An 11,884-nucleotide genomic window follows, 5' to 3' on the forward strand; every position below is an offset into this window, starting at 1 on the left:
CCATCGCCGCATTGATGAATTTCGCGGAAGTTGTAGTCTCTGATCATGACTAGCAACATATTCTTTGGCGCAGCAGCCGTGACGTTTTTCGTTGTGCTCTGGCTGACACTTCCGGCCATCGCGAGCCGTCGCGACGTGATGAAAATGACTCCGGCCGAACATGGCTGGTATGCAAAGCGGATTCTTCCGCTGATGCTCCTGTTTGGCGCGTTTGCCGCCGCAGGAAGTTTAGCTGGGCAGTGGGGATGGCCTTGAGGCATGGCCGCTTTCGGCTGCGCACTTCCGGCGACATGCATTAGCCCCGGCTTTCCCACCTCAACACCAGCCTCGCGCCAGCCGCGGATGCCATCGTTCCGGCAGATATCGCTGTCTGCCGATCGTTGATAAGGGTGGTTCCATGAATTTTCTGCGCCGGGTCTTCCCGATTGCCGGGCTCGTGATTGCAGTTGCGTCGTTGAGCGGCTGCAACATCCTGATTCCCGATGTCGCCGCCGATTCGCCCGCCCGCTTCGTCCAGGAAATCTCGCCGGTCTTCTATCAGCCGCCCGGCGTCGATCCGCGCCGCGTGCGGCCGATCCCCGATCAGCCGGTGCCGCAGACGCGCGAGCTCTACCAGACCCAGTTCAACCAGACCTACGGCCTGCCGGTTACCAATCCCGTGCATATGGCGATGTATGGTGAGCTTCGTGACGAGGATTTCACCCTGCCGGCAATCCCGGTCAGCCGCGTGCAGCCGCAGTTCCTGCGCCAGGAGGTCGATTATCAGACAGCCGAGCGTCCCGGCACCGTGGTCGTCGATACCAAGGCGCATTTCCTCTATTTCGTCGAGGGCAACGGCAAGGCGATGCGCTACGGCGTCGGCCTCGGCCGCGACGGTTACGCCTGGTCCGGCCGTGGCGTTATCCAGTGGAAGCAGAAATGGCCGCGCTGGACACCGTCGGTCGAAATGGTTTCGCGCCAGCCTGAGGTTCGTCCCTTCGGGGCGGAGAATGGCGGCATGAATCCGGGGCTGATGAACCCGCTCGGCGCGCGCGCCATGTATATCTACAAGGACGGGCAGGATACGCTCTACCGCGTCCATGGCACCCCCGACTGGCAGTCGATCGGCAAGGCCACCTCGTCGGGCTGCGTACGCATGCTGAACCAGGATGTCATCGATCTTTATAACCGCATTCCTGCCAGGGCCGAGATCGTTGTGATGTAGCGCTGCAACAGCGCGGCCCATATCGTCCACTCCGGGTCGGACACGTCTGCGTGAAGCTATGGTTTATTTAGCGCAAGCCGATAGATTTCCTATTGTCGTTACCGGCATTGAACGAATCATCGGTTTAGCCGATGTCTCGTCCGGCTTCCCGTATCAAAGGAAATCAGTCCCGCGTCATGAGCTTCGATAGACATCTTTCCCGCCGTAGCTTTCTTTCCTTTTCGGCGTTGACCGCAGCCTCCGCGCTTTCCGGCTGCGCCTCCTCGGCCAACACCGTGACATCAGGCGATCAAACGATCATTTATCGTTCGCCCATGCGCCTGTTCCAGTCGCCGGAAACGTCGAGCGTACCGAGCGGGGCCGAGCTTGCCGTCATGTATGGCCCCGTCGAGGACGGCGGGTTTCTCATTCCCGCTGTTCCCTACGAACAGATCGACCCGCGCTATTATCGCCAGCGCGTCGTCGATCCTACCGGCCAGGCCCCCGGCACCATCGTCGTCGATACGCCGTCACGCTTCCTCTATCTCGTCCAGGGCGACGGCATGGCAATGCGTTACGGCGTCGGTATCGGCCGCGAGGGTTTCGCCTGGCAGGGGTCGGGCGTCATTCAGTGGCGTCAGAGATGGCCGCGCTGGAAGCCGCCGAACGAGATGGTCGCTCGCCAGCCGGAACTCGTCAAATATTCGATCGACAACGGCGGCATGGAGCCGGGCCTGAAGAACCCGCTCGGCGCCCGCGCCCTCTATATCTTCTCGAATGGAGAGGACACGCTCTACCGCCTGCACGGCAATCCGGACTGGCCCTCGATCGGCAAGGCCGTCTCGTCGGGCTGTGTGCGGCTGCTCAACCAGGATATCATCGATCTCTACGACCGCGTTCCGACAAAGGCGCCGATCGTCGTCTGGCAGTAATTTTCACCGAGGCGGTCGCGATCCGGCCGCCTCGGACCAATCCCTTTTCCCCGGGCAGGTACTTGCTTTGCCCCGGGCAAGAGCTTCATTTTGGGCCCGCAAGAGAATTATTTTCCGAAATACCATTGCTTAATTCGGTAAATATCCTACATGGTGCGTATCGAATTGCTTGCGACCTTTGTCCACGCGCTTGAGCGCTCCGTCAGATATCCTCTCAACATCGATACGGCTTGTCGGGGATTATTCCGCAGGCGAACACAAACGGTTGAAAAGGAGATCGTTATGAATTCAGGCGTCGTCAAGTGGTTCAATGGCACCAAGGGTTTTGGCTTCATTCAGCCCGATGATGGTTCTACGGACGTTTTTGTCCATATCTCAGCGGTTGAACGCGCCGGAATGCGCGAACTCGTTGAAGGTCAGAAGATCCGCTACGATCTCGTCCGTGACAAGAAGTCCGGCAAGAATTCGGCTGACAATCTTCAGGCCGAATAATTTGTCATTCGCCTACGCTGACCACGGATGTACTGGCAGCGGGCTGACCAAACTGGCAGCGGGCTGAGTGACTGGAAGAGGTCGGGTTCGAGCCCGGCCTTTTTGCTTTGCGCAGGCCTTGTGAGCGACAGATTGAGCAGCCGAAGAGTCGAAGGAACGCTGAAATGGGCAGACAAAACTATAAAGTCGGCGACATGATCGTGCTGAAGTCCGGCCTCACCCGCACGGCGAAAGCCGATAAGCGGTGCCGGATCTCCAGCATCCTGCCCAACGACCATGGGCATGTGCAATATCGCGTCCAGTTCGACGCAGAGAATTTCGAGCGCCGCATCACTGAGGCCGACATCGATACCGGTGAAACTCCGTCGAGGGCTTCCCCCGAGGCGGCGGCCAAGTCCGACGGCGCCGAGCCCTGGCTGAAGTTTTCGAGCATCAAAATCGGGAAGTAGTCCCGGGTTTTTATTTTGGCCCGGGTTTTTAATTTGGACAGTGCGGCGGCCGCCGCGACAGGAAGGATATCGTTTTGCAGGTACTCGTCAGAGATAACAATGTCGATCAGGCGCTCCGCGTGCTCAAGAAAAAGATGCAGCGGGAAGGCCTGTTCCGGGAAATGAAGGCGCGCAGCGCCTTTGAGAAGCCGTCCGAGAAGCGCGCGCGCGAAAAGGCCGAGGCCATTCGCCGCCAGCGCAAGCTCGCCCGCAAGAAGCTGCAGCGCGAAGGTCTGCTGCCGGCACCGAAGAAGGTTCTCCGCCCGACCCGCTAATCCGGCCGTGGCATCACGGCCCCACCGTGGCATCACGGCCCAACCGTGCAATCACGGTTCAGCCGTGAGCCATGGTTTCTGCCGTCGAGCCATGGCTTGCAGCGCCGCGCGTCTTTTCAGGCGCGCAAAGGGCGCTGTAGCACTTCGAATTTTTGCATAATTCCTTGAACCGATTCCGATTTAAGGAATTATGCGACAGCGCCGCCATCACCTGGGAAAGGGGCACATGACCGCCACCAAGGGAGAATTCTTCAATCCTGCCAAGCTCTCGTCTCGCGACAAGGCGGAAGCGACCGATCACACGGCGCGCGCCATCATCGCCGCCGAGGCATCGGCCCGTGACAAGAAGACGGAGAAGCTGAAGGCGCTGCGCTTGCAGCAGGAGGCCGAAGCCGAACCTAAGGTGGCGCCTGCAAAGAAGCGCCGGTCGCCGGCTAAGCCGCAGCCCTGATCTCTCGGCGCGCCCGCCGGCTCTACCGGGTGCCGGCTCTAACGGGTGATGCGTTCAGCCGTCGCCCGTGCCGGTCCGCCCGAGATTACCCCGCAGCCGATGCAGCATGTCGCGCATCTCGGCCATTTCCTTAAGCGTGCAGCCTGCGGCTTGCCCGATCGCCGTCATGATCGTATCGATCTCTCCCTTCATCGCCTGGCCTTTTGGGGTCAGCGACACGATCACCTGCCGTTCGTCGCGCAGGTCGCGGATGCGCTTGATCAGCCCGCCCTGTTCCAGCCGTTTCAGCAGCGGTGACAACGTGCCGGAATCGAGGTCGAGCTGCTCGCCGATCATCTTCACCGGCAACTCGCCGCGTTCCCACAGCACCAGCATCACCAGATATTGAGGATAGGTCAGGCCGACCCTGTCGAGGATCGGCTTGTAGGCTCGGGTGAAGGCATGCGCCGTCGCGTAGACCGCGAAGCACAACTGCTTTTCCAGCCGCTTCTCCTCTTCCGGTATCTCCATCGTCTTCGTCGTTTGCGCTCTCATATCCATCATCCCCAGAGCATTTCCATTTTTCTTCGAATCACGGAAATCCTCTATCCCTTTGTTTTCACGCAATTCCGGGCGCAAACCGCTGCGCAGTTTTGTTGGAATTGCTCTAGAGCATGATGCCGAAAAGTGTGCGCGGTTTTCGGGCGGCATCGTGCTCTAACTCTTTAATTTAGAACAGGATTCAGATTTTAGGCCGATGCAGCTTAAAATCATCCTGTTCTAAGGCCGGATTGTCCTCCTTTCGAATTCGAAATGCAATTTGCAAAATTCACTTGCGTACAATTTAATTGTGCGATATTAAAAATCCAACCCGATCGAAGGGCCAACCAAAGGAGATCGTCATGCCTATTCTCTATACGACCAAAGCCTCTGCCACCGGCGGCCGCGCAGGCCGCGCTGTTTCCGAAAACGGCGTTCTGGACGTGACCCTGACTGTTCCCAAGGAACTCGGCGGCGACGGTGCGACCGGCACCAATCCCGAACAGCTCTTCGCTGCCGGATATTCTGCCTGCTTCCTCGGTGCATTGAAATTTGTCGCGGGTCAGCAGAAGGTCAAGATTCCGGAAGATACGACGGTCTCCGCCAAAGTCGGGATCGGCCCGCGTGAAGATGGCGGCGGCTTCGGCATCGAAGTGGCGCTGACAGTGAACATTCCGGGCCTCGACCGCGAAACCGCTGAAAAGCTCGCAGCCGCAGCCCACATCGTCTGCCCCTACAGCCACGCCATGCGCACCTCGACCGAGGTCCCGGTCACCGTAGCCTGATCCAGGCGTTTCCAGCAACATGCGGGGAGAGGGCCTTCGCCGACACCGGCCCCTCATCCGCCTGCCGGCACCTTCTCCCCGTAAACGGGCGACGGGACCATGCCGCGACCTCTCTGTCCCTCGCTACCTCTCGCAGGGCACGTCCCCTCTCCCCGTTTTACGGGGAGAGGGCTAGGGTGAGGGGCAGCCATCGGCGCGAACTGGATGGCCATCGGCTTGCTCTATTCGGCCGTTACCTGTCCGCTGTGACGAGGTCGGCGTTCAGCCTGGCCGGCTTCGGCGTTTTTATCGTCATTCATGACAGTGCCTGCAGATCCTGCCGCAGTCGGGCGGCGCCGCCTTCCGGCAGCTCCCCGTCGATCATCGCATGCGTGCTTTGCCAGATCGGTAGCGCCATTGCCAGCACCGCCTTGCCCTCAGTGGTGAGGCTCAGCAGCCGGCCGCGCCTGTCCCTCGGGTTCTCCGTCACCTTCACCCAACCCTTGCGCTGCAACGGCTTCAGCGCCGCTGTCAGCGTCGTCTGGTCCATGGCGAGCAGGGCGGCGACCGGTCCCATCGGCGGCGGTTCCGGCCGGTTCAGCGACATCATCAGCGAAAACTGGCCGTTGGTCAGGCCGGCCGGCCTCAACGCGTCGTCGAACAGCCGGGCAAGCGCGCGCGCCGCCCGCTGCACATGCAGGCAGAGGCAGGTGTCGCGCACCATCAGCGTCGTGGAAAAGGGAATCTCGACCGAATTTGACATGCTCCATTTCTATTGATATCAATCTAATTAGTCAAGGAGAAGGAGATGAGCCGGCTTCACCGGCAAGCGCCGGAGGAGGGCGCATTTCATGCAGAATGAGGTTGTTTCCCGCGAAGAATGGCTCGAAGCCCGGCGTTCCCTGCTGGCAAGGGAGAAGGAGGCGACGCGGCTGCGCGACAGCGTCAACGCTGCCCGTCTGGCGCTGCCCTGGGTGAAGGTCGACAAGGATTATGTCTTCGAAACGCCGGAGGGCAGGAAGTCTCTCGCCGATCTATTCGACGGCCGCAGCCAGCTGCTGATCTACCATTTCATGCTCGGTCCCGATTGGGATGCCGGCTGCACCGGCTGCTCCTTCCTGTCGGATCATGTCGATGGCGCCCTGCCGCATCTGAACCATCACGACGTCACCTGGGTCGCCGTTTCGCGCGCGCCGCTCGATAAGATCGTCGCCTATAAACAGCGCATGGGCTGGAAATTTCCCTGGGTCTCCTCCTTCGGCAGCGATTTTAATTTCGATTATCACGTTTCTTTTAGCCCGGAGGACCTTGCCAAAGACAAGGTCTTCTACAATTTCACCCCGATGCAGCCGGCTGATGCCAATGACGAACTGCCCGGCCTCAGCGCTTTCTACCGCAACGACAAGGGCGAGGTCTTCCACACCTATTCGAGTTATGCCCGCGGCCCGGAAGAACTGATCGGAACCCTGATGATCCTCGACCGCGCGCCGAAGGGCCGCAACGAGGACAGCACGATGAATTTCGTGCGCCGCCACGACGAATATGAGGAGGCCCCGAAGGCGCCATCCTGCTGTCACTGACATAGGCCGCCATCACTCAAGGGAGAAGAGATGATGAAGACCGCTGAAGTGCTGAAGGAACATTCCTTCCTGGAGAGACTGCTTGGCGACTGGACCGTCACCGCACCCGACATGACGGGCGGCGAACCCTGGGCCGAGACCGTCCGCTCGCTGCACGGCATCTGGTTCGTCGCCGAAGGAACCGGCCGCATGCCGGACGGTAAGGAGGCCACCAGCATCCTGACGCTTGGCTACAACGCCGCAAAAGGCAAGTACATCGGCAGCTGGATCGGCAGCATGATGGATTATATGTGGGTCTATGAGGGCGAGGTCGACGCGTCGGGCAACGTGCTGGACCTCTATACGAGAGGTCCCGACTTCACTGGCGAGGGCCTTGCCGATTACCGCGAGCAGATCATCTTCGTCGATGCCGATCACCGCAGCTTTATCTCCAGCACCAGGCAGCCGGATGGCTCCTGGAAGCAGTTCACGGAAGCGCAATACGCCCGCAGGATCTGACAATCACGGCGCCCATCCTCGAAAAAGAGGCCTCATAGGAGGCCTCGGAAGAGGGGCGTCGAAATAGGGAGAGTATGATGTCTGAGACGCATGGAAAGTTCATCTGGTGCGAGTTGATGACCCCCGACACATCAGCTGCCGCGAAATTCTACAGCTCGGTCGTCGGCTGGACCACCTCCGAGATGAAAATGGAGGGCATGCCCACCTACACGATCTTCGAGGCGAACGGCATCGGCGTCGCCGGCCTGATGGAATTTCCGGCCGAACTCGAAGGCAAGGGCATTCCGCCGAACTGGACGGGGTATGTCGACGTCGACGACGTCGACCAATCGGCCAAGGATTTCGCCGCCAATGGCGGTTCGGTCCGCCGTCCGCCGGAAGACATCCCGACCATCGGCCGCTTCGCCGTCGTCGCCGATCCGCATGGCGCGGTGCTCTGCATCATGACGCCGGCGCCGATGGAGAAGCCCATGCCGGAACTGGCCGTCGACGCTCCCGGCAATATCGGCTGGCGCGAACTCTATGCCGGCAATGGCAAAGAGGCGCTGGCCTTCTATTCCAAGCTGTTCGGCTGGACGAAGGACAGCGAGATGGATATGGGACCGATGGGCGTCTATTATCTCTTCGCCCATAACGGCAAGCAGATCGGCGGCATGATGACCAAGCCGGAAAACATCCAGATGCCGTTCTGGTGTTATTATTTCATCGTGCCGACCCTCGACGCCGCAACCGAACGCCTCACATCAGGCGGCGGCAAGGTCGTCCACGGCCCGATGGAAGTCCCCGGCGGCAGCTGGATCATCCAGGCCACCGACCCCCAAGGCGCCTTCTTCTGCCTGGTGGCACCGAAGCGGTAGGGTTTAGCGCATCGTTGGCGGCGTGCCGTGCGGCCCCCTCATCCGGCTGCCGCCACCTTCTCCCCGAGGGGAGAAGAGACTCGTGGCGACGTCTCGATTCCCTCTTCTCCCCAGCGGGGAGAAGGTGCCCGTAGGGCGGATGAGGGCGCTGCACGGTACACCGTCAACAACAACTACGCTCCGGATCCCACCATCCCTCACCCCGCAACCGAAGCAAAAAACCCTTCCGGGCTCTCTACCTCCACCAGCCGCTTCCTCTCGATCAGCCAGAACCGGTTTCCCACCGCCCGCACGAAACTGCGGTCATGGGAGACCAGCAGGCAGCTCGCCTCATGTGCCATCAGCTCGCTCTCCAGCGCTTCCTGCCCCTCGATGTCGAGATGGTTGGTCGGCTCGTCGAGGAGGGTGAAGTTCGGCTCCGTCAACCTCAGCACCAGCATGCCGAGCCTGGCCTTCTGGCCGCCGGAGAGCTGGCCGATCGGTTTTGCCTGCATGTCGATCGTCATGCCGGCGCCGGCCAGCAAGGCCCGCGCCCGTTGGTCGCCGACATCGAAACGGCGGATGATCGTGCCGATCGGCGTGTCGGTGTCGGTGAGATCGGCAAGCGCCTGGTCGCCATAGCCGAGCACCAGCGACGGCGTCGCCTTGATGCTGTCCCGCGCCATCTCCGGTCTTTCGATCGCCTGTTTCAGCATCGACACCAGCCGTGACTTGCCGGCGCCGTTGAGGCCGAGCAGCACGATGCGGTCGCCCTGGCAGATGAACTGCCGGCCGGTCTTGAACAGCAGCGTTCCATCCGGCGTCGTCACCGCCGCATCCTCCAGCGTCACCAGCACCTTGGCATGCGTGCCGCGATTGGCAAGTCGGATGGCGCCGGCCGAGCGCTCCAGATGCGCCGGTTTTGCCGCGTCCTCCAGCTTCTCCGCCCGCTGCTTGAGCTGCTTCGTCTTGACGACGAGCAGATCGCTGCCGGAATTGATGCCGATATTGTTGAGCTTGGCCGCCTGCTTGCGCAACTGCTCCGCCACCTTCATATCGCGCTCATAGCGCCGGGCTTCGGAAGCGTCGGCCTCGTCGAGGGCGGCGCGCGCTCGTTTGTAGGGCAGGGCGAAGACCGGCGATTGCTCCGGCCGCAGGAACAGCGTCCGGTTGGTCGTCGCATCGAGGAAGGCGCGGTCGTGGCTGGACAGGATAACCGGCACGTCGTGCGGCAGCGCATTCAGCCAGCTCTCCAGCTGCGCGATCTTTTCGAGGTCGAGATGGTTGGTGGGCTCGTCGAGCAGAAGCACATCGGGCTCGCTCACCCAGGTGCGGGCAAGCATGGCAAGCCGCTGCCATCCGCCGCTCAACTGTTTGAGCGGCCGGCCGCGCATGGCCTCCGGCACCTCGAGCGAGTCCAGCACCACATCGACCCGCCAGCTCTCGCTTTCGGCCTGATCGGCCGGCAACGCCTGCAGCACCGCGTCGTAGAATGGCGTGTCGAAAAGGGCAGGCGGCACATTCTGCGCGACATGGCCGACGGTCAGCCCGCGCGCTTTGGTGATCTCGCCCTCGCTCGGCTCCAGCGCGCCGGTGATGCAGGCAAGCAGCGTCGATTTCCCCCGGCCGTTGGCGGCGACGAGACCGACACGGTCGCCGGCATTGACGACGAGATTGAGCTTGGAAAACAACGGATTGCCCAGCGTCACGCCGAGACTGCGGATATTGATGAGTGTCATGATCGTTCTCTGGTCTTGACCGGGTATCAAGCGTGGTCCGGGGGCGTTCAGCCATCACGGGATTGCGCGGTTCGAGCCCCGCAAATGAGAGGAATGCGCGCTGTCATCTACAGCGTCGCATTGGCCACGAAGGGCAGACCAGGAAGAGATGTCGAGAAACGGTCTCTGGTCAGCCCTGCAAACGCATTTGCAGGGCGTTGACGGGACCACGCTGGCGATTAAACCGAAAATAATATTGCATTGCGTGATCCTCCTTTCTCAAAAGCTTGCGCGATCCAATAACATTGCCCGCAAAAAGAGGCAAGGGAGGTGCAGGCACTGGCATAATCAGCCGCCGCTGAGGGAGGTTGGAGAATGCCGCGCCGAGGCCTGAGGGCCAAGTCGAAGCAGCGGCGGGAGTTGAACCCGCATCTCCTCGCCCGTGAACATTGGATTTCACGTAGAAAACGAGGGCTCTGTCCGTTGAGCTACGCTGCGCGGCCATGACAGCCTGAAATCTCTTTAGGAAAATCGGTCAGGGCTGTGTTGACCCACTTCCTTGACTTTCTCCAAAAGGATGTTGAGAGCGCTGCGCACGCGTTAGAAGGCCAAGTTTAATCGCCAGTCGCAACGTTGTCTGTTCGTGATTTTCTATTTCTTGTCGATACTGCTCGTGCACTGCTGGGCTAATCTGGCTTGCCCAAACCAAATGCGGTCCTTGCGTTTTCTCCGCGATTTCGCGTTCATTCCTAATATCGGCCAGCCGAAGCGACATCTGCTCCTCAGAAAACGTGTCCCACGAGCGCGACGAAAGGATACGAAGCCAAAGCTCCTTGGATGCATCTAACGACAGGAGGCGTCCTTTGACGTCCGCAAAATTGTCGGCCTCTCTTCGCGCGACACCCTCGTCGCTCTCCTCATCACGAAATTGCATCTCCTCGCGATCTATCCGCGCCTTGAGTTCGCTTCGGGCAAATCTGTTTATAGCACCGGCCAAGCTCTCATCTTGGGTGCCCGTGGCTAGTTCGAAGAGAAGGCTGCACAGGTTGGAGAAGTCGGAGCCTGGAGTTGTGACGAAGCTAGGTTTGCCAAAGCGCAAAGACAGATTATAGGCGAACTCAACGATGTGCGTTCGAGCTTTGTTGTCGCCTACAAAAAACGGTTCGTCGCCAATTGAGTCGCGAAAGAGGGCGACTTCAGCTGCTAGTCGCAGACTTTTCATCTCTTTCCGAAGCTCACCGAAGCTCGCAAGATCAGAGGTATCGCGCGAGAAGATGCGAGCCATTGCTCTCTTATGGTCTTCATACTCCCCCTTGACATGCCATCCTGACCGTTCCAGCAGCGGTTCGATTTGGTTCAGAAGATCCACCAGCGCATAAACATCCTTTAGGACAACTTTTCGCTGCTGCGACGAGTAGGCGGCGCGCTCTATGTATTGGTATCCAATGGCGCAATCAAAGACTTGCTCGACAATGGAGCTTACCGTGCGCGCTTCCATCTCCCCTAGCAAGCCGAAGGTTGCCGGAAGCAAGTCCTCCATTCTGGCGATGATAACTTTGCGCTCAGTAACGGCGCGAAGGCAGTCCTCGTCGCTCAATTTGGCGCTAATAAAATCCAGAAGATGAAACCTAGGAAGATAGTCTCCTGCTTCCGTCGAGATTTCTCTAGCGACCCGCCGCTCCATGTCTCCGCGGCGGCTATCGCTTGCTTGGTTAAGTGCGTCGAGAACAATGCGATGCGGTATGCGATCTCCATTGCGGAGGTATGGAATTAGCTTTTCGATCACCGAAGAAGTCATCTGTCGAACCCGCTTTAGGCGTCTCTGTAAGAGACCTGAGATTAGTAGCCGACTTAGGAAAGCGCAAACAGATGGTCTCGTGAGTAGACAGGAGTGATGCTTACGATTGTTGGTTTGCTAGATGGTTTTTGCGAATGCTGCCAGGGCAGCCTCTGGATTTGCAGGCATCATAAGCTCTGCGAACCTTACCGATGGGGGATCAAGTGACTGTAATGCACCGTTCGGAAAGCAGCCGGGTTCTGAAGCGAGGGCGAGAGAGGGAATGTTCGCGCTCACTGCGCGACGGGACTCGAACCCGCAGCCTTCACCGCTTGGTGTGACTCTGACCAGTTGAGCTACGCGCCACGGTC

General features: G+C 59.9%; 15 protein-coding genes and 2 tRNA genes. 11 read left to right on the forward strand and 6 right to left on the reverse strand.

The genetic code is table 11. The annotated features are described in order from the left end of the window. Window positions 1-45 precede the first annotated feature (45 nt). The 7 genes from N2600_RS05670 to N2600_RS05700 all read left to right on the forward strand — a co-directional run bounded on the left by N2600_RS05670 (window position 46) and on the right by N2600_RS05700 (window position 3,821). Entirely contained in the window at window positions 46-255 is a 210-nt protein-coding gene (locus tag N2600_RS05670; protein ID WP_260298374.1) for a hypothetical protein, read from the forward strand. Window positions 256-397: 142 nt separating this feature from the next. After that, window positions 398-1,204, forward strand: coding sequence for a L,D-transpeptidase (locus tag N2600_RS05675; protein WP_260298376.1), 807 nt, complete (start codon window positions 398-400; stop codon window positions 1,202-1,204). Window positions 1,205-1,380: 176 nt separating this feature from the next. Further along, window positions 1,381-2,115, forward strand: coding sequence for a L,D-transpeptidase family protein (locus tag N2600_RS05680; RefSeq protein WP_260298378.1), 735 nt, complete (start codon window positions 1,381-1,383; stop codon window positions 2,113-2,115). Window positions 2,116-2,397: 282 nt separating this feature from the next. Beyond that, entirely contained in the window at window positions 2,398-2,607 is a 210-nt protein-coding gene (locus N2600_RS05685) for a cold-shock protein (RefSeq protein ID WP_260298885.1), read from the forward strand. A gap of 164 nt (window positions 2,608-2,771) precedes the next feature. Further along, entirely contained in the window at window positions 2,772-3,056 is a 285-nt protein-coding gene (locus N2600_RS05690) for a hypothetical protein (protein ID WP_017963461.1), read from the forward strand. Window positions 3,057-3,130: 74 nt separating this feature from the next. Further along, entirely contained in the window at window positions 3,131-3,370 is a 240-nt protein-coding gene (rpsU, locus tag N2600_RS05695; RefSeq protein WP_003546477.1) for a 30S ribosomal protein S21, read from the forward strand. A gap of 226 nt (window positions 3,371-3,596) precedes the next feature. Continuing rightward, window positions 3,597-3,821 (forward strand): hypothetical protein, encoded by a 225-nt coding sequence (locus tag N2600_RS05700; RefSeq protein ID WP_017963462.1) that lies wholly within the window; start codon window positions 3,597-3,599, stop codon window positions 3,819-3,821. A gap of 54 nt (window positions 3,822-3,875) precedes the next feature. On the opposite strand, the gene N2600_RS05705 is transcribed toward N2600_RS05700, so the two are convergent. Then, window positions 3,876-4,364, reverse strand: a complete 489-nt coding sequence (locus tag N2600_RS05705; protein WP_017963463.1) for a MarR family winged helix-turn-helix transcriptional regulator — start codon at window positions 4,362-4,364, stop codon at window positions 3,876-3,878. A 338-nt stretch (window positions 4,365-4,702) separates the two neighbouring features. Between N2600_RS05705 and N2600_RS05710 the strand changes: the two genes are divergently transcribed. Then, entirely contained in the window at window positions 4,703-5,125 is a 423-nt protein-coding gene (locus N2600_RS05710; protein WP_003546481.1) for an organic hydroperoxide resistance protein, read from the forward strand. A 295-nt stretch (window positions 5,126-5,420) separates the two neighbouring features. Here N2600_RS05710 and N2600_RS05715 read toward each other — a convergent pair whose 3' ends face one another. Then, window positions 5,421-5,867, reverse strand: a complete 447-nt coding sequence (locus N2600_RS05715) for a MarR family winged helix-turn-helix transcriptional regulator (protein WP_260298380.1) — start codon at window positions 5,865-5,867, stop codon at window positions 5,421-5,423. A gap of 88 nt (window positions 5,868-5,955) precedes the next feature. Here N2600_RS05715 and N2600_RS05720 point away from each other — a divergent pair, with 88 nt between their 5' ends. The 3 genes from N2600_RS05720 (at window position 5,956) to N2600_RS05730 (ending at window position 8,039) form a co-directional block, all read left to right on the forward strand. Next, the gene (locus N2600_RS05720; protein WP_260298381.1) at window positions 5,956-6,684 is read left to right on the forward strand and encodes a DUF899 domain-containing protein; all 729 of its coding nucleotides are present in this window, start codon (window positions 5,956-5,958) and stop codon (window positions 6,682-6,684) included. A gap of 30 nt (window positions 6,685-6,714) precedes the next feature. Next, on the forward strand, window positions 6,715-7,182 hold the full coding sequence (locus N2600_RS05725) for a DUF1579 domain-containing protein (RefSeq protein WP_260298382.1): 468 nt from the start codon (window positions 6,715-6,717) through the stop codon (window positions 7,180-7,182). Window positions 7,183-7,259: 77 nt separating this feature from the next. Beyond that, window positions 7,260-8,039, forward strand: a complete 780-nt coding sequence (locus N2600_RS05730; RefSeq protein WP_260298383.1) for a VOC family protein — start codon at window positions 7,260-7,262, stop codon at window positions 8,037-8,039. A 197-nt stretch (window positions 8,040-8,236) separates the two neighbouring features. Here the strand turns inward: N2600_RS05730 and N2600_RS05735 are convergent, their stop codons facing one another. The 4 genes from N2600_RS05735 to N2600_RS05750 form a co-directional block, all read right to left on the reverse strand. Then, window positions 8,237-9,757, reverse strand: coding sequence for an ABC-F family ATP-binding cassette domain-containing protein (locus tag N2600_RS05735; protein ID WP_260298384.1), 1,521 nt, complete (start codon window positions 9,755-9,757; stop codon window positions 8,237-8,239). A 384-nt stretch (window positions 9,758-10,141) separates the two neighbouring features. After that, window positions 10,142-10,234 (reverse strand) — tRNA-OTHER (locus tag N2600_RS05740). A gap of 37 nt (window positions 10,235-10,271) precedes the next feature. Next, on the reverse strand, window positions 10,272-11,534 hold the full coding sequence (locus N2600_RS05745) for a hypothetical protein (protein ID WP_128439261.1): 1,263 nt from the start codon (window positions 11,532-11,534) through the stop codon (window positions 10,272-10,274). A gap of 275 nt (window positions 11,535-11,809) precedes the next feature. Then, a tRNA-OTHER gene (locus N2600_RS05750) sits at window positions 11,810-11,879 on the reverse strand. Window positions 11,880-11,884: the final 5 nt, after the last annotated feature.

The organism is Rhizobium sp. WSM1274 (assembly GCF_025200775.1).
Classification (GTDB): Bacteria; Pseudomonadota; Alphaproteobacteria; order Rhizobiales; family Rhizobiaceae; genus Rhizobium; species Rhizobium leguminosarum_I.